The 21050-nt window shown below is 63.3% G+C and carries 20 protein-coding genes; 3 read left to right on the forward strand and 17 right to left on the reverse strand.

Features of this window, described 5'->3' with window-relative positions; translation table 11 throughout:
* Positions 1–9: 9 nt before the first annotated feature.
* From AC3QLZ_RS17330 to AC3QLZ_RS17350, 5 genes are all read right to left on the reverse strand, one after another.
* Complete coding sequence (locus tag AC3QLZ_RS17330) at positions 10–396, reverse strand: hypothetical protein (protein ID WP_014237165.1); 387 nt, start codon at positions 394–396, stop codon at positions 10–12.
* 13 nt (positions 397–409) lie between these two features.
* Entirely contained in the window at positions 410–1003 is a 594-nt protein-coding gene (locus tag AC3QLZ_RS17335) for an RNA polymerase sigma factor (protein WP_014237166.1), read from the reverse strand.
* Between the two features lie 294 nt (positions 1004–1297).
* Entirely contained in the window at positions 1298–1702 is a 405-nt protein-coding gene (locus tag AC3QLZ_RS17340) for a hypothetical protein (protein WP_014237167.1), read from the reverse strand.
* A 4-nt stretch (positions 1703–1706) separates the two neighbouring features.
* A complete protein-coding gene (locus tag AC3QLZ_RS17345) occupies positions 1707–2096 on the reverse strand; it encodes a hypothetical protein (RefSeq protein ID WP_157870614.1) in 390 nt (129 codons plus the stop codon).
* A 105-nt stretch (positions 2097–2201) separates the two neighbouring features.
* Positions 2202–2405 carry a hypothetical protein gene (locus tag AC3QLZ_RS17350; protein WP_050804294.1) on the reverse strand — a complete coding sequence of 68 codons (204 nt, stop codon included), beginning with the start codon at positions 2403–2405 and terminating at the stop codon, positions 2202–2204.
* A gap of 156 nt (positions 2406–2561) precedes the next feature.
* On the opposite strand from AC3QLZ_RS17350, the gene AC3QLZ_RS17355 reads away from it, so the two are divergent.
* Positions 2562–2849: a hypothetical protein gene (locus AC3QLZ_RS17355; protein ID WP_043798058.1), complete on the forward strand. Its 288-nt coding sequence runs from the start codon at positions 2562–2564 to the stop codon at positions 2847–2849.
* A 166-nt stretch (positions 2850–3015) separates the two neighbouring features.
* Here the strand turns inward: AC3QLZ_RS17355 and AC3QLZ_RS17360 are convergent, their stop codons facing one another.
* The 3 genes from AC3QLZ_RS17360 to AC3QLZ_RS17370 form a co-directional block, all read right to left on the reverse strand.
* The gene (locus AC3QLZ_RS17360; RefSeq protein ID WP_416242703.1) at positions 3016–4020 is read right to left on the reverse strand and encodes a DUF6602 domain-containing protein; all 1005 of its coding nucleotides are present in this window, start codon (positions 4018–4020) and stop codon (positions 3016–3018) included.
* A 573-nt stretch (positions 4021–4593) separates the two neighbouring features.
* Positions 4594–5577, reverse strand: a complete 984-nt coding sequence (locus AC3QLZ_RS17365; protein ID WP_014237172.1) for a DUF4365 domain-containing protein — start codon at positions 5575–5577, stop codon at positions 4594–4596.
* Positions 5578–5602: 25 nt separating this feature from the next.
* Positions 5603–8332: a DEAD/DEAH box helicase gene (locus AC3QLZ_RS17370; protein WP_014237173.1), complete on the reverse strand. Its 2730-nt coding sequence runs from the start codon at positions 8330–8332 to the stop codon at positions 5603–5605.
* Between the two features lie 575 nt (positions 8333–8907).
* On the opposite strand from AC3QLZ_RS17370, the gene AC3QLZ_RS17375 reads away from it, so the two are divergent.
* Positions 8908–9864 (forward strand): IS110 family RNA-guided transposase, encoded by a 957-nt coding sequence (locus AC3QLZ_RS17375; RefSeq protein WP_043798065.1) that lies wholly within the window; start codon positions 8908–8910, stop codon positions 9862–9864.
* A 113-nt stretch (positions 9865–9977) separates the two neighbouring features.
* Here the strand turns inward: AC3QLZ_RS17375 and AC3QLZ_RS17380 are convergent, their stop codons facing one another.
* The 5 genes from AC3QLZ_RS17380 to AC3QLZ_RS17400 all read right to left on the reverse strand — a co-directional run bounded on the left by AC3QLZ_RS17380 (position 9978) and on the right by AC3QLZ_RS17400 (position 15619).
* The gene (locus AC3QLZ_RS17380; RefSeq protein ID WP_014237175.1) at positions 9978–11870 is read right to left on the reverse strand and encodes a family 2A encapsulin nanocompartment cargo protein cysteine desulfurase; all 1893 of its coding nucleotides are present in this window, start codon (positions 11868–11870) and stop codon (positions 9978–9980) included.
* The gene (locus AC3QLZ_RS17385) at positions 11845–12780 is read right to left on the reverse strand and encodes a family 2A encapsulin nanocompartment shell protein (RefSeq protein ID WP_014237176.1); all 936 of its coding nucleotides are present in this window, start codon (positions 12778–12780) and stop codon (positions 11845–11847) included. Before AC3QLZ_RS17385 ends, AC3QLZ_RS17380 begins: the two co-directional genes overlap by 26 nt.
* Before the next feature lie 61 nt (positions 12781–12841).
* Complete coding sequence (gene epsC / locus AC3QLZ_RS17390) at positions 12842–13840, reverse strand: serine O-acetyltransferase EpsC (RefSeq protein ID WP_014237177.1); 999 nt, start codon at positions 13838–13840, stop codon at positions 12842–12844.
* A gap of 2 nt (positions 13841–13842) precedes the next feature.
* Positions 13843–14385 carry a rhodanese-like domain-containing protein gene (locus AC3QLZ_RS17395; protein ID WP_014237178.1) on the reverse strand — a complete coding sequence of 181 codons (543 nt, stop codon included), beginning with the start codon at positions 14383–14385 and terminating at the stop codon, positions 13843–13845.
* A 280-nt stretch (positions 14386–14665) separates the two neighbouring features.
* Positions 14666–15619, reverse strand: coding sequence for a LysR family transcriptional regulator (locus AC3QLZ_RS17400; RefSeq protein WP_014237179.1), 954 nt, complete (start codon positions 15617–15619; stop codon positions 14666–14668).
* Positions 15620–15758: 139 nt separating this feature from the next.
* Between AC3QLZ_RS17400 and AC3QLZ_RS17405 the strand changes: the two genes are divergently transcribed.
* The gene (locus AC3QLZ_RS17405) at positions 15759–16907 is read left to right on the forward strand and encodes an iron-containing alcohol dehydrogenase (protein WP_014237180.1); all 1149 of its coding nucleotides are present in this window, start codon (positions 15759–15761) and stop codon (positions 16905–16907) included.
* Positions 16908–17067: 160 nt separating this feature from the next.
* On the opposite strand, the gene AC3QLZ_RS17410 is transcribed toward AC3QLZ_RS17405, so the two are convergent.
* The 4 genes from AC3QLZ_RS17410 to AC3QLZ_RS17425 form a co-directional block, all read right to left on the reverse strand.
* A complete protein-coding gene (locus tag AC3QLZ_RS17410; RefSeq protein ID WP_014237181.1) occupies positions 17068–17934 on the reverse strand; it encodes a CoA-transferase subunit beta in 867 nt (288 codons plus the stop codon).
* Positions 17935–18031: 97 nt separating this feature from the next.
* Positions 18032–19039: a CoA transferase subunit A gene (locus AC3QLZ_RS17415; protein ID WP_014237182.1), complete on the reverse strand. Its 1008-nt coding sequence runs from the start codon at positions 19037–19039 to the stop codon at positions 18032–18034.
* Entirely contained in the window at positions 19029–20165 is a 1137-nt protein-coding gene (locus AC3QLZ_RS17420) for an SCO family protein (RefSeq protein WP_014237183.1), read from the reverse strand. The genes AC3QLZ_RS17415 and AC3QLZ_RS17420 overlap by 11 nt, the downstream gene beginning before the upstream one ends.
* Before the next feature lie 11 nt (positions 20166–20176).
* Positions 20177–21031 (reverse strand): ABC transporter permease, encoded by an 855-nt coding sequence (locus AC3QLZ_RS17425; RefSeq protein WP_014237184.1) that lies wholly within the window; start codon positions 21029–21031, stop codon positions 20177–20179.
* Positions 21032–21050 lie beyond the last annotated feature (19 nt).

A 21050-nucleotide genomic window follows, 5' to 3' on the forward strand; every position in this document is an offset into this window, starting at 1 on the left:
TTCAGACCATCAAGCCTGGTCGGCCGGTTTGTCCGCGGCCTTGGCCTGGGGCTCGATGCCTTCCGCCTGGGGCGTGCAGCAGCGGCTCCAGCGGCTGTGGAAGCGGCCCTTGAGCTGTTGCCGCTCTTCTTCCGTCAGGCTTTCCCAATGGGCACGACGTTCGCGCCAGTGGTGGAAGCCGCCGCCGCGCATGCCGCCGAAGAGGATGCGGCTCAGCACCAGCACGCCCAGGGCCTGCCAGTAGCCGATGGGGGAGACCCCGGCAAAGAGGTCCGGCAGCAGGCAATTCCACAACTGCATCACCACCCAGGTAAGGGCGCCGATGCCGACCACGACCATCAGGCCGATCTTGAGGCAGCGCGAGGCGCAGCCGGATTTTCCAGTTCTGCATTTCATATTGGTTTCCTGTTCAGGATTGGGGTTCGTAAAGGGGCCGCAGCCGTTGGCGCAGGTGCAGCACCGCCTGCCGCTTCCAGCCGAGCAAGGTGTTCATGGGCACGCCGCTCTCTGCCGCCATCTCCTTGAAGCTGCGGCCGTCGATCTCGTGGGCGATGAAGGTCTCCCGCGGCCCCGGCGCCAGTTCCTCCAGGGCCGTGGCGATGGCATCGAGCCACAGGCGGCGCAGATAGGCCGCCTCCGGCCCGCCGTCGTCCGCCGGCAGGGCGGCTTCCAGCCAATGCTCCTCGTCGCCGTCTTCTTGCACGGCCACGGGCAGGGGTTCCTCCCGGCGCTTGCGAAAGCGGTCCACGATGCGGTGGCGGGCCACCCGGAACAGCCAGGCCCCCACCTGCTCGATGGGCTCCGGCAGGCGCCAGGCCTCCACCAGCTCGAAGAACACGTCCTGAAGAATGTCCTCCGCCTCGCCCGGGTCGGGCACGCGCCGGCGAATGAAACTCCCCAGCCGCCCGCTCTCCCGGGCAATGGCTTCAGTCAGGCGTCGGTTCTGCTCGGCCATCAGGCGGGTCTCGTCGCGGGGCAGGGAAAGGGAGAACGATGTGTCCATGCCTGGGTAGACGGATGAAGGGCATGGATATTGTGGGTGGGTGAAAAAATAGTTGGCGGTAACGGGCAGCGGCTGCCGGGCTTGGCCCGGGGGAACTGCCGGAGGCATTGCCCCATTATCGGCCAGAGTGTCGGAGGTTTGTCGGTGGCCCAGCCGCAAGCCTCAAGGCTACGCCAGTTCCGGACATGGCAAAGAACAAAGCCGCCCGGTTTGCCGGGCGGCTTTGTTGAGTGGCGACGAAGGAGGTCAGGAGGGCAGGGCCAGGGGATGCAATCCCGGCCCGCGCCCATGCCTTCAGGCGGTAGGATCGGCGGGCACCGCCGGCGGCTTGGGCGCCAGGGGTTGGAAATGGCTGCAATGGCGCAGTCGGTGCATGCTTTGCAGGCTCAGATGCACGGCGCAACTGGCCTCGTCGGCAAAGGTCAGGCTGGGCACATGGTGGCGACAGTCGGCACATTTCACTTCCTTGTCACCGGCCAGGGGTACGCCGTTGAGTACGGCCAGGGCCACCTCCCGCATCCGTTGCAGCGTCGCCATGGCATCCAGCGAAGCCACCTGGATCAGCCGCGCCCTTTCCCGCAGGGAAAGGCTGCAACCCTGGACGAAGCCGCCGTCGCCCATGGCGTGGAGGCGGGATTGGGCCAGCAGTATCAGCCGGTTCAACTCCGCTTCGTGGGGTGTGATGGTGGGTTTTTCCATTGTCCTACTTCTCAGCGGCGTGCCCCGTACTCTCTCCGCAATGCTTGGTCGTCGGCAGCAGCAACTGGGCATCCCTGGTGAGTGCAGGCTGCTGGTGCGCCAGGGCCTGGGGCCGATAGTCAGCGCAATAGCGGGGCAGATGCTTCTCCTGGACCAGTAACTGGGCCGTACAACGTATCGACAGGCCGTGGCAGCCCAGGGGCAATTGGTAATGGCAGGAGGCACAGGTGATGGGGGTGTTACGGGAAGCCTCTCCCGGCTTGAGCAAGTCCTGTGGTGGTTCCAGAAGGGCGAGTGCCAGTTCCCGTAACTGATGCAGTTGGGCAATGACTTCCGGCACATAGCGGCGGATATAGCGGGCCCGGTCCCGGGGCAGAGGGCGGTTGCTTGGCATGAGAGCCGGGGTTTCCATTTGGTGGAGGTGGGCGAGGGAAACGGCTACCAACCGATTCAGCCTTGCCTCCAGGGCGCAGGGTTTATGGCCTTTCCGCTTCATGGCTCAACCCTCCTGGTTGGTCAGAGGGCATTGCTGGAGCGGGATATCCGCAGCACAGCCCTGGCGTTGGCAAATATCGTTGAGCTTGGCCAGATTGATGAAGCGGTGCTTACCGAAACAGATGGAAGGAATATGGTCCCGGTCGCACAGGCCCCGCAGCACGCCCTCTTCGATACCCACCACTTCCGCGAATTTCTTCCAGTGCATGATTGGAACCAGCGTCTGCTGGTTGATTCGTTCTGCGGCTGTCATAATCACTTTGCTCCACTATGAGACACTTCTGTCGCGTATTATATGCGTAGCGATAGAAATATTACACATATATTTATGTACGCAGCATTTCTCGTCTAATTGATAATTTCTATGGGTATAGAGCGTCTATTGATGGTGGTGGCCGCCAAGACCAACCCCCTGCGCAAGTACAAAGAACTCGAAGAGATGACGGGCATCAACGCCACGTCATGGCGCGACGTATGCCTGGAGAGGAAACGGGCGACAGCGGAGCACCTGGAAGCGATCGGGCGACTGTGGCCCGAATACTCGCTTTGGCTGCTGACGGGGAGGACGCAATCTGAATCGGGACAGACTAGTCCTGAGCTGGAGCAACTCAAGTTGCTTCAAGAGAATCTTGGAAAGAGGTCAGCAGACTGAAGGGCCGCTATTCGGCCAATCCGAACTTTGAGGCACCTCGAGTTCTACGTCGGCAACATGGCGAATTGCCGCCGCTGGCGACGGAAACCGACTCACCTCCACTGGGACGTACTCGCCAATGCCACCATTTACAGAGAGTGGATGGCGACTGGGTTTCGCGTCCGACCTAGTTGGTATGGAAGTAGGCGAAGTCAAACCCATCCTGCGACCATGAGTACGCTTTTGGGGTGAAGTGAAAAATGCACGCGGCGCCCCCCGCGATGGCAAGCTCCGAAGCGAACGTGAAAATGTGGTGGTTTGCGTCTGTCGCCGGAAGCCAGCGCCAGCCGCACTTCGTTGGTACGTTGTCCCCTACACCACGAGGCGGTCGGAGGCTTTGGACTGGATGTGGATAAGGAATTCGTCGGTACTCACCGGGATCCCGGTCGTCGGGCATGGTGAAGAAATAGGAAAGGAAGCCCTGCTTTACGCTGAGAATAAAGTTGTGGCGAAGATACGGATCCTCTTTGTCGTCGTATAGATCATTCAATACCTTGCCAAAGTCCGGGCTCCCAGGCGCTTGACCTGCAGGCCACTGGATACTTTCGCAGACAAGGAATGTCACCAGATTGTGGGATTCCTGTTCTTGTGGGCGGAAGTATCCGGAGGGCTCTTCGAATAAGCTCGGATCTTCCTTGGCAGCCTCTGCGAAAGATATGGCCTCAGTAACCGGGTACATCTGCATTTTCATCGTTGCACGCATGCGCTTGATGGCGAGGAGCTTTTCGAGCGACTCCTTGAGTTCAGCGAAAGTCAGTTTCGACTTTGCTTCGCCGACGGCGGCACACGTCTCGAGCGGAAAGAAACACCGTCCGCCTGCGGCTTCAATATGCGGTGTTTCATCGCGGTCGTAGACAACGACATCGCACTGCGTGCTCCGATTCCCATCGGGAGTAAGCACGAAGCCATCTCCGATCGAGAGGCGCCCGGGTAAGAAGCCGGCCAAGAGGCTTCGAATGACTTGCTCACGGTAGCGGCCGAACTCGCCGGCGTTGTGCAGCTTATTGGCGGCCTCCTCTGAATGAAACAGCGAGCGGCTGAGTTCGATATAGTCATCTCGGAATTTGCTGCTCGCCGCTAACGCAAGCGTTTCAATCGGAGATGCGGTGAGTGTCTCGGAATTGTCAGACATAGGTTTTTAGCTAGTTCGCGCCGTTCAATTGGTTTCGAAATTGAGCTAGGCCATTCAGAAAATAGGTAACGAGGGTGGGTTTCCTGCTCGGGCAGTGCCTCAGTCTGGTGCTGCGAGGGGCACGCCGTGAAAGGGCCCTCTCTGTTGCATTTCACTTGGCTACATCAAAATTCTGAATGTCCGTGATACGGAAATCTCTCGCTTGAGAAGCCCGAGTATTTTCAGATGAATGAGGTAGTTCCATGTCGCACTGTGTTCCAACTCGGTCGTAGATCGAGTCTGGAACTGATTACTTAACTACCACTCGATGTATTGGAATATCACAACCGGTGGCTGACGGCTTTGGGCTGATTCATCGCACTTGTTGTCCATGTAAGCCAGTATCGCCGTCTGCCACACTAGCCAGTTGCTGGCGTAGAAGGTCTCGCCAGACACGTCTGCTGTGAAAGCGTGTAGCTGGCGTCGCGCTAGACCGGCCTCTTTTATGTCCGTCGCAGCTTTTCAGCATCAGGTAACTCACAATAGGCACTGTAGGTAGTTCGGGTATGGAACGTTCGGCCAGCCTTCAGGACCTCACGCGGCACAAGCCACCTGGAACTTTCGGATAAGCGGAAATCGCTGGAAGTGCGACTCCAAAATCATGCCAAAAAATCCCTCTTGCGCGACGTGCATCAGGCCCGTATCCGGCATCTTGCCCTCCGCAACCAATATCTGCTCTTTCTGGTGGACTAGCGCTACAAGCGCTCTGCCCCGAGAGGTGAGTGGCGCGACGAAGTGGGGCTGCATCTTCCTGTCCACCCAATCGATAAGGCAGTCAGCGTAGTCGATCTGGACGAGACTCTGCGCGAGCAGAAACTTGACGAAATCAAAGGCGAACTGATGCTCGGTGTCGCCCATCCCCATTCTGGACGTGGAATTCGTAGCAGCCAGATTGTATTCGACGGCGTTGCAAACCACATCCATGCCGTAGTAGATGCTGCGACAGATGTTGGTAAGGCCATGCGCGAACAGATCAAAGTGACTGAGCGGGAAACTTGCATTGTTCGATTGCGTGGCGAGAAGCCTTGCAAGTACGCCGTCAAGGTGTTCAATAAACGGCTGGTCCTGCACGCCCGCGGTCTCAAAGAGCGCAATCGCGTCCGTCCCATTCAATAAGTTACCTTCTGGCACCTCGACGAAGGCCTTTTCGGCGTCGGGATTGCGCAATGCTTGCCGAACGTCGACCCAGTATGCGCTGCCGGAATTTGGATTGTGTAGCACCAGTAGAACGGGCAGCGGAAAGGACTCCCAGTAGTGTCGATGCTTGTCCGCGGGATAGAACTTCCACCCGCGAGCAGATGGCTTGTCGAAGTACGACACCCCTGATTTAACCTGGACAGCTACGATCCGGCTTGTAGTGAACCCGTCCGGCGTCACGAACTCAAGGTGACCGTCGACACCCACGTCGCCGGTTCCAGTTTCACGCCAGATTTGTCGGCGAAGAGCGGCGTAACTTTGAATTGCCGCGATGCCTTGGCGTTCTTGGGCATAGTTTGCCCCTGCCTTCGGAAATTGCATTGCTATCTTTCTACGATCGCTGCCTCTATTTTCCGAGATATGTTGGACTTCCACCAAGTCGTTCAAACTCGGCAACGCCAGGGCTACCGAGCCATGCCATGAAGTCAGCTGCAGATAGCGTACCGCCATGCACGCGCAGCAACCCTTCCATGAACACGCTGTGTTCGACCAGCGTAATGTCCTTCGATGCCGCCGCCTTCTTTTTCGAAGTTTCGTCGAACGCCGGCTTACCTAATGTCACCCGCCGCATCGCTGGATCAAAATCTGCCGCCTTCTGAACAACCGCCCAGGCTTCCTCTTTCTTGATGAGGGGAGGAGATTTTGTGCATGTTTTGCATTCAAGAAGGACTTGCTGAGAGCCCAATTCGATAAGCAAGTCTGGTACATTTGGTCGTGTACCGTCGTCGAGTACGGTCACGGCCCAAGCGGCTTCGACCCGCATAAGCGTCGCGATTGCTTCTTCGTAGTCTGTGCCTAAAGCATCGTCGCATGCCCTTACTTGGAGCTCGATCCCCAACTCCTGTCCGGTCTTATGATGCGCGGCAGCGAGCCGACTGGGTCCGAGCCCCACGGTGCTTGAGACAGCATCAATTAGCGCCTCCGCTCGCGGCTCGCTCCGAAGCAGTTGCACGAGTTTGTCTTTCGCAGTTCCCAGCACGTCGTGGAGCGTCGCGATGCCCTGTGCGATTAGCCCCATGGCGCGTTGCCGACCGAATCCCGGCACGCCGTGACGCTCGGCTACCCGCAGCACGTCCAGCGCTTCAATTGGGGCGCCCCAGCGGACGCGGCGTCCCAGCATAGCGATCTGATTGCTGACCGATTGCGGGCAACTGAGTTCAGGCGTTGTGGAGAGCTTGTGCAGACCATCAAGCACCCAAGCCACGTCCAGCGCCAGACGATGAATCATGCCGCCTGGTACGTGGGTGATGTGCGTGATCTTGCGATCTGCGAGTCCTTCGACATAAAGCGCGATCGCATGGGCACAGTGCGCCATCTTAAGGTCGTTGCGATCAAGCTCTATGGGCAACGGCTTCGTCGCCCAGAACGTCACCGACTCGTATGTAATTCGTGACGGGTAAGGAAAGAATCGAGATGGCCGCTCAGCCCTGAATTCATCGCTAGCACATGCGGCGTAGATCAATCCCGGGATCCACTCATCGAAGTTCGTCATGAGTTTTGGACCGATAGCACGTAGCATGGCGGCAAGCTGGACCGCCGTAGCGGGAAGCAGGCCGGACATCGCTGCTGCGTTGCCCAACGGTGTGATAAACAAGGCGCCGCCTTGTTCGCGGATCAGTGCATTGGCATTCAGCCAGTCAACGGCCGCACGGCTTTCGGTGGTCAGTGTTGCCAGCTTTGCTGGATTTCGGTTCAGCGTTTGATACCAGTACAGCGTATTCTCGAAGAACGTCATCACCTCAGCGAAGGTACTGGCTAGCCCAGAAGCGACCAGCGCCAAGATCGACTTGCGCAAGCTCAGGTTAACCAACTGCGAATGAAGCCGATCGTTGTCTGGCAGCACCAGCATGTTGGCATGTGCAAGTTCAACATTGTTCTGCGGCAGCAAAACGGCGAACCCGTCAGGGTGCATACCCAGCCTACCTGCCCGTCCTGACATGTTGCGGTAGTCGGACCTGATAACGTGACTTCCCGCCCGGTCGCCGTACTGATAGGTGAGCTTGGAGAAAACTATCGTCCGGAACGGGAAGTTAACTCCGGCAGCGAGAGTCGAAGTGGCAAAGCAAACCTCGAACTTGCCGTCGGTGAAGCCTCCCTCGATAACTTGGCGTTCCTGCGGCGACAGATCGGCCGTATGAAAGGCAACGCGACGCTCGGCGTTTTCGCGAAGCTGATCGGAGGCCTCTGTTGGCTCTGAGAACAAATCGAGTTGCTGCGCCAAAGCAATGCCAATACCGACGCGGGGTCGATTCTGCCCGAACGTAGTCGCGAAATTTAACGCTTCACGGCGGCTCTCTGTGAATACCAGAACAGGGCCACGCCCGAGTTGCAGCAAATGATCAACAACGACGCCAATGTCATTCGTTGCAGCAGCGCCGCCGTTCGCTTCGTGTCCATTATCGTCGCCGAATCTCGTACTATAGGCACGGCCTTGGTACCATATTTCCTGGTAAAGTGGCACGTCGCGGTGCGTGCTGCGAACAAGGCCGCACCCCATCCATCCGGCAATATCATCAGGATTCTCGACGGTAGCGGTTAACGCGACGAATTGCTTGATTCCGCGCTGGCGTAGCGCTGAGCACAGTGCTTCGATATCTGGCCCGCGCCCGGGCTCGCCCAGAATCTGCAACTCATCCGCAACGACCAGAGCATTGTTCGGTCTGAACTGACCGCTCAGAAACAGACCCAATGCCTTCTCGTAGGTCGCGACCATTAGCTGTGCATCGATATCGCCTTCAGTGCGGTCGCCTGTGTTCAGCCCAACCGACCCTATGGGTTCAGCGGCGCTTTCGCCGAAGCGGGCGACGAAATCGAGGTACTTTTGGTCTGCGAGGGCTTTATGGGAAACGAGATAGATCGCGCGGATACCGAGTCGAAGGGCGCACAAGACCGCAATCTCGCCCACTAAAGTCTTGCCGGACGACGTTGGGGCACTTACGACAAGGCTGCAACCATCTGCCGCACCGGCAGCGAGCGCCCGCTGCTGAACATCCGTCAGTGACTCAATGCCCCAGCTATGAAGTCGTTGAAGCAACCACGCATCGACCCCCGGCCCCTTTATGTCGGATGTTTTCATCTTCTGGCCATTAAATTGCTTACGGCATAAATGTATCGCATGATCTCCGCTAGCACCAATTTAGCTTCGGCTCGACTCCTGCTGATGGCCGATCGGCTGTTGCAAAGTGGGGGTCTGATGTCAGCAAACGGCTTCATTACCGACGGAAATTGCTAGCTAGTGAACCGCCCCGGCTTCAGTAGACACCTAGTTATCGGTTGAAGTGTTGATCTTCGAACTCTATTGGAGAAACGCCATTTGCATGAACTTGGCATCGCTACGGCTTGTAGAACCTCTCGATGCAATTGGAAACGTCGTATCGCGCCTTCTCACAGACGGCTTAGATTTCTCGACGAATCCGTTCTCGCTTCAGTAATCAGCGGAATTTGAGGCCTTGTATGTTCATTCCACCGATTCCATAAAAGAATCGGAGTAATCGCCGGGGTTTATGCCCCGGCGGGTTTTGGGGCGTGGCAGCTCGTTGAGGCCTGGGGTCATGAACCCGTACGTTAGCGTTGAGCGCCACGCCTGCTTGTCTTTTAACCCGAACAGTTGCTGGGGCCATGAGCCCGGATTTGCAAGGTAGGGTGGCTGACATGATAAATGAATCATTTGTAGGAATCGATGTATCGAAAGCCTGGCTCGATGTGGGCTTCCTTGCTACCGGCAGTGCTGAACGGCTGGCGCATGACGAGGTGGGGATAGCGGGCTTGTGCCAACGCCTGTGCGAACAGCCTCCCACCTTAGTGGTGATGGAAGCGACGGGTGGGCTTGAGACAGCCCTGGCCAGCGCACTGGCGGCGGCCGGTGTGCCGGTAGCCGTGGTCAATCCTCGGCAAGTACGGGACTACGCCAAGGCGTGTGGGCGACTGGCCAAGACCGACCGGATTGATGCCCTGATTCTGGCTGCTTTTACGCAAGCGATCCGGCCGCAGGTGCGAATTCTGAAGGATGAAGAGACACAAGCCCTGGCTGCGCTGCTGGCACGGCGGCGCCAGCTCATCGACATGCGTGTGCAGGAAAAGCTGCGGCTGGATCGGGCGGAGGTAGTGCAGCAGACGAGTTTGAAGGAACACATTGCCTGGCTCGATGAACGCATTGCTGCACTGGATATTGATCTGACGCATCGCCTGCGGACGAGCGAGGTCTGGCGCGAGAAAGACGATCTGCTGCAAGCCATTCCAGGGGTAGGCAAAGTGACGCGCATGACTTTGCTGGCGGAATTGCCCGAACTCGGAAAGCTGGACCGTAAGGAAATTGCAGCACTAGCGGGGCTCGCACCGTTCAATCGCGACAGCGGCAAACATCGTGGCGAGCGTGTGATCTGGGGTGGCAGGGCGCAGGTACGTCAGGTGCTCTACATGGCGGCTTTGTCAGCTACGCGCAGCAACCCGCCAATCCGGGAGTTTTATCAGCGCCTCTGTGCACAAGGCAAACCGAAGAAGGTGGCGCTGACCGCCTGCATGCGCAAACTGCTGACTGTGATCAATGCCGTAGTCAAAAACAACTCCCCCTGGTGCGCTTCAGGGCTTGACCTTCAACACAGTTGCTAACGGCAGGTAGCTGGCGGACTGCCGACTGATCTGGGGCGGCCCTCGTACGTTGGCTCTGGCCGATAAGCCGCCCGTCCCCGGGCGGCTTTTTCATTTGCGGCTTTCGCTAACCCTCACCCAAACACCGTCGTACTCCTCCCCCCCTTCAACCGCTTCAACGTGGCCACCAGGTGATCCACTTCCTGGCAGGTGTTGTAGAAGGCCAGGGATGGCCGCACCGTGGCTTCCAGGCCGAAGCGGCGCAGGATGGGTTGGGCGCAGTGGTGGCCGGAGCGCACGGCGATGCCTTCCTGGTTGAGGGCCTTGCCCACTTCTTCGGTCTTGAAGCCTTCCAGCACGAAGGAGGCGACGCTGGCCTTGTCCCTTGCCGTGCCGATGATGCGCAGGCCGGGCACGGTTTTGAGGCCGTGGGTCGCGTATTCCAGCAGGGCGTGCTCGTAGCGGGCGATGCTTTCCAGGCCGATGCGTTCCACGTAGTCCAGGGCGGTGCCCAGGCCCACGGCGTCGGCGATGTTGCCGGTGCCGGCTTCGAACTTGTTGGGCGCCGGTTGGTACAGCGTCCGCTCGAAGGTGACGTCGGCAATCATGTTGCCGCCGCCCTGCCAGGGCTGGGTGGCTTCCAGGATGGCGGCCTTGCCATAGACCACGCCGATGCCCGTGGGGGCGAAGACCTTGTGGCCGGAGAAGACGAACCAGTCCGCATCCAGGGCCTGCACGTTGACCCGCAGGTGGGAGACGGATTGGGCCCCGTCCACCAGCACCTTGGCGCCGGCCCGGTGGGCCAGGTCCACGATTTCCTTGACCGGGGTGATGGTGCCCAGGGCGTTGGAAACCTGGGTGATGGCCACCAGCTTGGTCTTCTCGTTGAGCAGCTTCTGGTACTCGTCGAGGCGGATCTGGCCGTCGTCGTCCACCGGGATGACGCGGATCTTGGCGCCTTTCTCGGCCGCCAGCTGCTGCCAGGGGACGATGTTGGCGTGGTGTTCCAGGATGGAGACCACGATTTCATCGCCGGCGCCGATGTTCTGGCGCCCCCAGCTCTGGGCCACCAGGTTGATGGCTTCGGTGGCGCCGCGCACGAAAATGATTTCGTTGGCAGAGCCGGCGCCGATGAAGCGCGCCACCTTGTTCCGCGCCGACTCGTAGGCATCCGTGGCCCTTGCCGCCAGTTCGTGGGCGGCGCGGTGGATGTTGGAGTTTTCGTGGGCGTAGAACCAGGCCAGCCGGTCGATTACCGCCTGGGGCTTGTGGGTGGTGGCGGCGTTGTCGAACCACACCAGGGGCTTGCCGTTCACCCGTTCTGCCAGGATCGGGAAGTCGCGGCGGATAGCGTTGACATCCAGGGGCGGGTGGGCCAGGGGCTGCACCGGGGGCTCGGCCTGGGCCGCATCGGCCCCCACCGGGTCGAGGAAGTAGAAGGAGGAACTGCGGCTGGGCACGGCGGCGGGAATGCTGCCTTTGCTTTCCCGGGGCGCCTTGTTGTCAGCCAGCAGGGCCTTCAGATCTTCCGCACCGGGCAGGCCGAAGGACTGGGCCGTGACGCGGTCGTCCCGCGGCACCACGATCTCGTTCTCCTTGGGCAGGTGGGCAGGGTAAGCGCTGCCTTCGCCCAGGAAGTAATAGGGCGTGGCGGGCGCGAACACCGGCGCTGCGGACGAAGCGGACTGGGGCAGGGCGGGGGCATAGGCCTGGGGCACGCCCAGGATGGCGCTCCCAGGCCTGCCTGCCCCGGGAATGACTTCCACAGCCGAGTCTGGCGCACCGGTCTGGCTGCTTGCCGCCGGCGCCAGGGAAGGCGCCCGCTGGCCCAGGGCGATCACCGGCTCGTGGGACTGGGGCGCCACGTTGCCCACCGGCGCGGGGTTTTCCACGGGGCCCGGATTGCCCGGCAGGGCGGCGAAGAAATCGCTCGCCAGCCGGGCCAGGGTGGCCTCGTTGGGCAGCCCCGCCGGCAGCAGTCCGGCCAGGCCTTCCGGCGGGTTACTTGTAGGTGTCGGGGTAGTCATGGTACTTGCCGATCTCCACGTCATCGAGCACGGCCAGGGCATCTTCGGTCAGCACGGCCAGGGAGCAATAGAGCGAAATCAGGTAGGAGGCGATGGCGTTGCGGTTGATGCCCATGAAGCGCACCGACAGCCCCGGACTCTGTTCGCCGGCCAGGCCGGGCTGGAACAGGCCGACCACGCCCTGGCGCTTTTCGCCGGTGCGCAGCAGGATGATCTTGGTCTTGCCGTCCTCGATGGGCACCTTGTCGGAAGGGATCAGGGGAATGCCGCGCCAGGTGAGGAACTGGGAGCCGAAGAGGGAAACGGTGGGGGGCGGAACGCCACGGCGGGTGCACTCGCGGCCGAAGGCGGCGATGGCCAGGGGGTGGGTGAGGAAGAAGGCCGGTTCCTTCCACACCTTGGTCAGCAGGTCGTCCAGGTCGTCCGGAGTGGGGGCGCCGGTGAGGGTGGAGATGCGCTGGGCGTCATCCACATTGGCCAGCAGGCCGTAGTCCGGGTTGTTGATGAGTTCGGATTCCTGACGTTCCTTGATGGTCTCGATGGTCAGGCGCAGCTGTTCCTTGATCTGGTCGTGGGGGCTGCTGTAGAGGTCGGAAACCCGGGTGTGCACGTCGAGGATGGTGGTGACGGCGTTGAGGAAGTATTCCCGGGGCTGGGCATCGTAATCGACGAAGGTCTGGGGCAGTTCGGATTCATCGCGCTGGGAGCAGGCGACGCGCACGTCCCGGGGGTTGATGACCTTGTTGAGGCGGTAGATGCCGGCTTCCACAGGCAGCCACTGCAGCAGGTGCACCAGCCAGCGCGGGGTGATGGTGGATAGCTGGGGGACGGTCTTGGTGGCATTCGCCAGTTGCCGCGCGGCGTTGTCGCCGAGGGCCTGGGCGCCTTCCGGATGGACGACTTCGGTCATGGATGACTCTCCTTGCTTGAGTTGTGATGGAGCGGTTGTTGAAAAGTGAAATCGGGATGAATCAGGCTGCGGCGGCCTTGAGCGGCGTCGGCGGCGGCAGCGAGTGCTGCGAATGCTGGGAATCGGCCTGGGTCACGTGGCTGCCCGGGGGCACGCTGTGGGTGAGCCAGACGTTGCCGCCGATGCTGCTGCCCTTGCCGATGGTGATGCGGCCCAGGATGGTGGCACCGGCGTAGATCACCACGTCGTCCTCGACGATGGGGTGGCGCGGCTGGCCCTTTTCCAGGTTGCCGGCCTCGTCGGTGGTGAAGCGCTTGGCGCCCAGGGTGACGGCCTGATATAGGCGCACCCGCTGGCCGATGACGGCGGTTTCGCCGATGACGACGCCGGTGCCGTGGTCGATGAAAAAGCCGGCGCCGATGGAAGCCCCCGGGTGGATGTCGATGCCGGTCTCGGCATGGGCCAGCTCGGCGACGATGCGGGCCAGCAGGGGCACGCCCAGGTGGTAGAGCTGGTGGGCCAGGCGGTGGTGGATCATGGCCACCACGCCCGGGTAGCAGAGCAGCACTTCGTCGACGCTGCGGGCTGCCGGGTCGCCGCTGTAGGCCGCTTCCACGTCGGTATCGAGCAGGGCGCGGACCTGGGGCAGGGCTTCGGCAAAGCTGCGCACGATGTGCAGGGCCCGCTCCTCGACAACACCGTCGCTGGTGGCGTGGTGGCGGGCGGCGTAGCACAACTCCAGGCGCACCTGGCCGAGGAGGGATTCCAGGGCCGCATCCAGGGTGTAGCCGATGTAGTAGTCCTCGCTCTCCTGGTGCAGTTGGGCCGGGCCCAGGCGCATGGGGAAGAGGGCGCCCTGCAGGGCGGCGACGATCTCCTGCAGCACCTCCCGGGAGGGCAGCTCGCGGCCGCCCACGTCCTTCTGGCGCTGCTGGCGTTCGCGCCAGCGTTCCCGCTCGGCCCGCAGTTCGGCGACGATGCGGCCCAGGTCCCACTTGGCGCCCGGGCGCTGGCCCTGGGGCCCCTGGGACTGGCCGCAGCCGTAGGTGGGGGCGGCCATGTTCAGTCCTGCACCCAGGGCAGGGCGGCGTGGCGCCAGCCGCCCAGGGCGCCGCGCTGCTGCTGCTCGTCCAGATCGCCCTCGAAGCCTTCGAGGATGTTGAAGACCTGGGTGAAGCCCGCCTTGGCGGCGGCCTCGGCGGCCAGGGCCGAGCGCTTGCCGCTGCGACAGAGCAGCAGCACCGGCTGGTCCTTTTTCACCTTGGCTTCCAGCTCCTTGACGAAGCGGGGGTTGCGGTTCAGCGCCGTGCCGGTGGCCCAGGCCACGTGCAGGGTTTCGGGCACATGGCCGACGAACTTGCGCTCTTCGGCGGTGCGCACATCCACCAGGGCCGCGGCGCCGCTGGAGAACAGCTCCCAGGCTTCCTTGGGCGTGACTCCGCCGGCGTAGGGCGTGCCCTGGGCCTGGGCGGTGGCCCGGGCCCGTTCGAGAATGGGGTGGCTGGTGGTGGCGCTGGGAGCGGGGGCGGATGACGCCTGGGCGCCGGCGTGACGGGATGGGGCGGCACCGTTGGCGAAGGCGGTGCTGAGGGCTTGAACTGGCATGGCGCTTTTCCTCCTGGGTGGATGTCCGGCAGACGGCGGGGCGTCGTTGCGGGCGATGGAGGCAAGCCTAGTGGGGGAGTGTTTATTATGAAAAATACTATTTTGAAATGCCTATATTGCTAATTTGAATATATGCAATTGTGCTGACCGGCGGGGCGGGTGGCGGCTCCGGGGATGTGTCGCTGATGACAGGTAAAGCTCGGCGGGCGCCGCGCAAGGGCGCAGAAAGGGCTGCAGAAAGGGCCGCTCTAGCCCAGTGAGGTGGCTGGGCTGATTTCGCCTACTGTGCTGCCGCCGCCGCCCGGGCCAGTTCCTCCCGGCTCAGTACGAACTCCCGGCTGTTGGCCAGCCGTTCCACCGCCAGGTCGATGAAGCGCCGCACCCGGGCCGGCTGGGCCCGGCGGCTGCCGTAGTAGATGAACATCTGGTAGCTGTCGGTCATGTGTTCCGGCAGCAGGGGCACCAGGCGTCCGCTGCGGATCAGGGCGCCGCCGGTGGGCACGGCGATCTGGGCGATGATCTCGCCGGCCAGCACGGCGTGCAGTTCCAGTTGTTCGTCGTTGGTGCAGAAGGCCGGGCGCACCGGGTGGTCCTGCTCTCCGTCGCCCACCTTGACCCGCCAGGGGATGATGCGGCCGTCTTCGGAGTGGCGGAAGACGCTGCAACGGTGGGCCTCCAGGTCGTTGAGGCTGCGCGGCGCGCCATGCCGCTGCAGGTAGCTGGGGGCGGCACAGATCACCATCTGCATGGGGAAGAGGGGGCGGGCGATGAGGCCTTCCTCCGGTGCCGCGCCCAGGCGAAAGCCCACGTCCACCCGTTCCTCCACCCAGTTGCTGCGCCGGTCGTCGAGCTGGATGTCCGGCTGCACCTCCGGGTAGAGGCGGCAGTATTCCTCGATCACCGGGCCGATGACCGATACGGAAACCGAGCGGGGGCCGACGATGCGCAGGGGCCCGGCCAGGTCTTCCCGGGTCTGCCGGGCGCCGCTCAGGGCCTGCTGCAGGCCCAGCAGGGAGGGCCGGGCCGCCTCGAAGAAGCGCTGGCCTTCTTCCGTCAGGGACATGCTGCGGGTGGTGCGGTGAAAGAGCCGCACCCCCAGGTGCTGCTCCAGCTGGCCCAGGGCCTTGCTGGCGGCCTGGGGGGATATCTGCTGGGCCGCCGCGGCCTTGCTCAGGCTGCCCAGTTCCACGGTGTGGATGAAGGTGGCGATGGAGCGCAGTTCGTTGATGGCCATGGGGCTTTCCGTGGTTATTTACATCGAATGGTTGTAAATAATACAAACCATTTGGCGGTAGTTGGATGTTTGTTGCCCCGCTACAGTTCGTCCATCGCGTTTTTCGATGCGTCCCCATTCCCTTCAGGAGGATTCTCAAATGGACAACTTCACTTTCTTCAACCCCACCCAAGTCGAATTCGGCAAGGACAAGGAACAGGCCATCGGTCGCCATCTGGCCGAGCACGGCATCAAGAAGGTGCTGCTCTGCTACGGCAGCGAGCGCATCAAGCGGGACGGCCTCTTCGGGGTGGTCAGCAAGAGCCTGGCGGAGCAGGGCATCACCTTCGTCGAATGCGGCGGCATCGTCAGCAATCCGGTGATTTCCAAAGTGCGGGAGGCCATCGCCCTGGCCCGGGATCATCAGGTGGAGGCCATCCTCAGCGTCGGCGGCGGTTCCGTGCTGGACAGCTCCAAGGCCATTGCCGCCGGCGTGCCCTACGCCGGCGACGTGTGGGATCTCTTCATCGGCAAGGGCCGCATCGAATCCGCCCTGCCGGTGTTCGACATCCTCACCCTGGCCGCCACCGGCAGCGAGATGAACAACGGTGCCGTGGTCACCAACGAAGCCACCCAGGAAAAGTTCGCCATCACCTCCGTGCATACCTATCCCAAGGTCTCCATCGTCAATCCGGCCCTGATGAAGACCGTCTCCCGGGATTACCTGGTGTATTCGGCGGCGGACGTCATCGCCCACGCCATCGAGGGCTATTTCACCGCCAAGGACGAGCCCCGCTTCCAGTCCCGTCTGGTGGAGGCCATCATCAACACGGTGATCGAAACCACCGAAACCCTGCTGGCCGACCCGGAAAACTACGAAGCCCGGGCCGAGTTCGCCTGGGCCGCCACCCAGGCCCTGAACGGCCTGCTCTACGCGGGGATCTCCGGCTACAGCTACCCCAACCACATGATCGAGCACTCCCTCTCGGCCCTCTTCAACGTGCCCCACGGCGCCGGCCTCTCCGTGGTCATGCCGGCCTGGATGAAGTGGTACCACAGCCGCAACCCGGTCCAGTTCCAGCGCTTCGCCAAGTACGTGTTCGGCGTGGAAACCGCCGAGCAGGGCATCGCCGCCCTGGAAAAGTGGTTCGACAAGATCGGCACCCCCACCCGCCTTTCCCAGCTGGGCATCAGCGAGGCCGACCTGCCCAAGACCATCGACAACGTGCTGGGCAACGCCGTCCATTTCGGCGTGGCCGAGACCTATCCCCGGGACGTGGTTGCCACCATTCTCAAGAGCGCCCTGTAAGCCTGGGCAGCCCGCCGGACCTGGTTAGGGATTGCTGAGCCGGGGCCCTGAGTCCTGGCGCGGCAGTAATGAAAAGGCGCTGATTTCCGCGTGGAATCAGCGCCTTTTTTTGTTTCCAGCCCCTTGCCTGCCGGGGGGACTTTGGTTTGCCGCGATGGGCCTACTTCTCCCGCCGCAGCATCCCCGTCACATCCACCCGCCGCAGGGCCTCCACTTCGGCCACGGTGGGCGGGGCGATCATGCGGGCGTGGCGGAAGACTTTCAGGTCCCAGCCGGTCTGGGCCCGCACTTCGTCCACGCTGGAGAAGGGGTAGTAGGCGTCGAGCCAGAATTCCTTGGTTTCCGGATGGGGCCGCAGGATGCCCAGGGTGGTGACGATGGCGGAAGGGCCGCCGCCGACGAAGCCGTAGCGGGCCCGGGCGTCGCCGCCTTCAAGATAGCCGGGGGAGGAGATGTAATCCACCTTGTCGACGAAGCGCTTGGCCTCGTGGGTGACCATGATGACCGTGCGCTTGGCGCCACTGGCGATGTCGTTGGCGCCGCCGGCGCCGGTGAGGCGGGTCTTGGGCGGGGTGTAGGTGTCGCCCAGGCCCTGGCTGCGGTCCCCGCTTTTGCTCCAAATCCCGGTGGTGTTGACGTTGCCGAACTTGTCCACCTGGGCGGCGCCGATCAGGCCCACATCCACCCGGCCGGAGGCGACGAGGAAGCCCAGGGCGTCGAGGCCGCCGGTGAAGCTGGTGGCGTTGGCCGAGAGGCGGTTGCATTCGATGCCCCAGGGCAGGCCGCCGATGGGCGTGGCGCCGTAGATGCCGCCTTCGGTCATGGAGCGGATGTTGGGGCCGTGGTGTTCCTGGGCGAAGTAGCCGGCCAGTAGCGACAGGCCGACGCCGAAGATGGCCAGTTCGCCGTCCTTGATTTCCCGGCCGGCGGCGATGGCCATCATCTCCTGGCGGGAGTAGCGCAGGGGCCCCTTGCGTTCGGCGGCCTCCGGGGCGGAGTCGGTGCGGGTGGCGGTTGCGGTGCTCATCAGGCGGCCCTCTCAGTCAGGGGAGTGGTATGCAAAGGGAAGTGGCGTCGTGGGCTGGCCGCCCTCGCGTGGCTCGCAGCTACGCAGGCTCGGTGGCTCATGCGGCCCTCTTCAGAATGTGATTTTCAGCTTGCAGCTGTTCCACCTTGGCCCGGTCGAGGATCCACTGGCGATAGGGGTCCAGGAGGAAGCGGGTGGGGCTGTCTTCCAGTTTGGAGATGACGTCCTGGCCGATGAGGTTGAGGTAGGCATCCACGGTCTGGTAGGAAAAGATGTAGCGGTCGATGTAGCGGAAGGTGCCTTCTTCGGTGGCCAACCATTCGTTCATCAGCCTCATGTGGGCTTCGTCCACGTCATGCACGCCGGGGGAGGCGGCGGGCCAGGCGGAGAAGGGCCACCACACCACGGCGTCCACGATCAGGCCGGGGATGCGCACCAGGTTGGGGTACTGGCGCATGCAGTCCGTGTCCACGATGTGGTCGGCCACCAGCACCAGGCGCTTGGCGGCCCGGGAGAGTTCGAAGCGGCTCCACTCGGAGCCGATCATGATGGCGTTGCCCTCCGGGTCGGCCAGGGTGACGTGGATCACCGCCAGGTCCGGCTTCAGGGGCGAGTAGGCGCCCAGGGTGCGGCCGGAGAAGGGGTCGGCGATCTCGGGAATCTTGCCCGTGGCCGGGTATTCCTCGGGGGCGAAGGCACTGCGCTGCTGAATGTCGGAGCCGATACAGGTGGTGGCGGGGACGAAGGGCCAGTTGAGGGCACCGCCGAGAAAGCGCAGGGCCATGGCCAGGTTGGAGTAGTCCTCCAGGGCCAGCTTGCCTTCTTCCACCACCCGGCGCAGGCCGTTGGCGAAGCCGAAGCCCTCCAGGCCGGAGAAGCCCACCTCGGCCTTGTCCACCGTGCCGGCGGCGGCCAGCAGGTTGAGCTGTTGGGTGTTGCAGTGGAACAGGGCGTGCAGGTTGCGGCGGCCCTGGCGCACCAGTTCGCGGCCGAAGGCGATGGCGTCGGCACCTACCGGCAGGCCGGCGCCGCTGGCGTACTGGATGCCATCGCCGGCGTAGCGCTGGGCGGCTTCGGCCAGGGGCAGGAGTTTGTTAATGGACATGGCGGGGATTCCCTTGCGTGAGGTGCTGATCGGTGGCGACCTGAATGGTTTTGTCGCTGTGCTTGGGCTCGGCGGCAAGCAGGCCCAGGTCGGCGGCGAGGGCGCCGACCGGCTGGCCGTAGGGCGAGAGGCCGCGCAGGACGCCGGCCTTGTCGAAGAGGAAGACGCCGGCGGTGTGGTCCAGGGTGTAGCCCATGCTCTCGGAGGGCTGGCGTTCGGCCACCAGCTGCAGTTCCCGGATCAGGTCGGCGGTGGCGCCGTCGCCGCCCCACAGGCCGAGGAAGGGGCGGCCGCCCTGGGGAGCGAAGGCGGCCACGTATTCCCGGAGCAGGGCGGCGTGGTCCCGCTCCGGGTCCAGGGTGACGAAGAGCACCTGCACCTGGCGGCGCTGGGCGGCGGGCAGGGCTTCCACCGCGGCCTTCAGTTCGGCCAGGGTGGTGGGGCAGACGTCGGGGCACTGGCTGTAGCCCACCGCCAGGGCCACGGCCCGGCCGCGGAAATCGGCCAGGCGGCGCACCTTGCCGGCGGTGTCGGCGAGGCGGAATTCGGGGCGGCGGGGCAGGCCGGCAGCAGGCGTATCGGCCTGCAGCCGGGGCGCGTTGGCCGCCTGGGCGGCCCTGGCCCTGGCGCCGGCGAAGGGGTATTGCTCGTATTCGGCCTTGGCCACGTACTGGCCGAGGCGACTGAAATCGGCGGCGGCCAGGGTGCCGGTATGGCGGTAGAGGAATTCGCCCCGGCCGTCGAAGAAGGCGAAGGAAGGGGTGGCGAAAGCGCCGAGCTGCCGTGCGAAGTCGGCCGCCGAGCCGCGCCGGCCGGCGAGATCGAGGATGGGTTCGCTACGGGCCAGGTCCACCTTGACGCTGCGGTAATGCCGGCTGAAGCGGGCCGTCACGCCTGGGTCCTGGAAGACCGTGCGTTCCATCTCCCGACAGCCGGGGCAGTCGGGCAGGGTGAAGGCGACGGCCAGCTTCCTGCCCTCGGCCCGGGCGGCCCGGGCCTCGGCCTGCAGGTCCGTGGCTTCCCGGGTGAAGAGTGGGGAGAAGCGGGCTTCCCCGGCGCCCGCCGTAGCGGAGGCCAGGGCAGCGAGGAGGGCCAGCAGGCCCAGGGTGCGTGACGGTGACGGCATGGCGGACTTTCTTAGCGCACCCAGAAGAGGGCCCGGTGGCGCAGCTTGTCCAGGCCGGTCATGGCCAGCCAGGTGACGAGGCCGGTGTAGAGGATGCCGGCCACCATGCGCGGGTAGTCGGCGAAGTCGGCGTAGTACTGCACGAAGCGGCCCAGGCCGGCGTTGGCGCCGAACAGCTCGGCCACGGTGAGCAGGATGAAGGAGAACCCCAGGCCCACGGCGGCGCCGGAGAAGATGTGGGGCAGGCTGGCGGGAAAGACCACCTTCACCAGGGTTTCCAGGCGGGAGAAGCCCAGCACCCGGGCGTTGTCCCGGTGCCGGCCTTCCACCGCCAGGGCGCCGGCGGCGGAGTTCTGGAACACGGGCCAGAAGGCGCCGATGAAGACGACGAAGGTGGCGGAGAGGTGGAAGGTGGGCAGCACGGCGATGGCGTAGGGGATGTACACCGTGGGCGGGATGGGCGCCGCCACCTTGGCGAAGGGGAACAGGCCGCGGCCGACCCCCGGCACGATGCCGGCCACCAGGCCGAGGGCGACCCCGGCGGCGACGGCCAGCAGGTAACCCGGCGCCAGGATGAAGAAGGAGGAAACGGTGCCCTTCCACAGTTCCGGCAGGGATTCCCACAGGGCCTCGGCGACGATGCGGGGGCCGGGCAACAGGGGGTTGGCGTTCTGGTCGATGAAATAGGTGGAACCCTGCCAGGCCAGGAACAGCACGGCCCACAGGGCCACGGCTTCCCAGGCGGGGAGGCGGGAGAGGAGGGCCGGGAAAAGGCCGGAGTGGGGAACAGAGCGGCCCTGCCGGGGCGTCTTGTCCACCAGGGGCGAGGCCAGGGCCTCGCCTTCCAGGGCTAGGGATTCGGACATGGATTTCTCCTTCACATCA

The organism is Azospira sp. MPR-LB4 (genome assembly GCF_058809525.1).

Coding starts and splice junctions, on each gene's coding strand:
- AC3QLZ_RS17330 (WP_014237165.1), bottom strand. CDS start 396: ATGAAATGCAGAACTGGAAAATCCGGCTGCGCCTCGCGCTGCCTCAAG.
- AC3QLZ_RS17335 (WP_014237166.1), bottom strand. CDS start 1,003: ATGGACACATCGTTCTCCCTTTCCCTGCCCCGCGACGAGACCCGCCTG.
- AC3QLZ_RS17340 (WP_014237167.1), bottom strand. CDS start 1,702: ATGGAAAAACCCACCATCACACCCCACGAAGCGGAGTTGAACCGGCTG.
- AC3QLZ_RS17345 (WP_157870614.1), bottom strand. CDS start 2,096: ATGCCAAGCAACCGCCCTCTGCCCCGGGACCGGGCCCGCTATATCCGC.
- AC3QLZ_RS17350 (WP_050804294.1), bottom strand. CDS start 2,405: ATGCACTGGAAGAAATTCGCGGAAGTGGTGGGTATCGAAGAGGGCGTG.
- AC3QLZ_RS17355 (WP_043798058.1), top strand. CDS start 2,562: ATGGGTATAGAGCGTCTATTGATGGTGGTGGCCGCCAAGACCAACCCC.
- AC3QLZ_RS17360 (WP_416242703.1), bottom strand. CDS start 4,020: ATGTCTGACAATTCCGAGACACTCACCGCATCTCCGATTGAAACGCTT.
- AC3QLZ_RS17365 (WP_014237172.1), bottom strand. CDS start 5,577: ATGCAATTTCCGAAGGCAGGGGCAAACTATGCCCAAGAACGCCAAGGC.
- AC3QLZ_RS17370 (WP_014237173.1), bottom strand. CDS start 8,332: ATGAAAACATCCGACATAAAGGGGCCGGGGGTCGATGCGTGGTTGCTT.
- AC3QLZ_RS17375 (WP_043798065.1), top strand. CDS start 8,908: ATGATAAATGAATCATTTGTAGGAATCGATGTATCGAAAGCCTGGCTC.
- AC3QLZ_RS17380 (WP_014237175.1), bottom strand. CDS start 11,870: ATGACTACCCCGACACCTACAAGTAACCCGCCGGAAGGCCTGGCCGGA.
- AC3QLZ_RS17385 (WP_014237176.1), bottom strand. CDS start 12,780: ATGACCGAAGTCGTCCATCCGGAAGGCGCCCAGGCCCTCGGCGACAAC.
- epsC (WP_014237177.1), bottom strand. CDS start 13,840: ATGGCCGCCCCCACCTACGGCTGCGGCCAGTCCCAGGGGCCCCAGGGC.
- AC3QLZ_RS17395 (WP_014237178.1), bottom strand. CDS start 14,385: ATGCCAGTTCAAGCCCTCAGCACCGCCTTCGCCAACGGTGCCGCCCCA.
- AC3QLZ_RS17400 (WP_014237179.1), bottom strand. CDS start 15,619: ATGGCCATCAACGAACTGCGCTCCATCGCCACCTTCATCCACACCGTG.
- AC3QLZ_RS17405 (WP_014237180.1), top strand. CDS start 15,759: ATGGACAACTTCACTTTCTTCAACCCCACCCAAGTCGAATTCGGCAAG.
- AC3QLZ_RS17410 (WP_014237181.1), bottom strand. CDS start 17,934: ATGAGCACCGCAACCGCCACCCGCACCGACTCCGCCCCGGAGGCCGCC.
- AC3QLZ_RS17415 (WP_014237182.1), bottom strand. CDS start 19,039: ATGTCCATTAACAAACTCCTGCCCCTGGCCGAAGCCGCCCAGCGCTAC.
- AC3QLZ_RS17420 (WP_014237183.1), bottom strand. CDS start 20,165: ATGCCGTCACCGTCACGCACCCTGGGCCTGCTGGCCCTCCTCGCTGCC.
- AC3QLZ_RS17425 (WP_014237184.1), bottom strand. CDS start 21,031: ATGTCCGAATCCCTAGCCCTGGAAGGCGAGGCCCTGGCCTCGCCCCTG.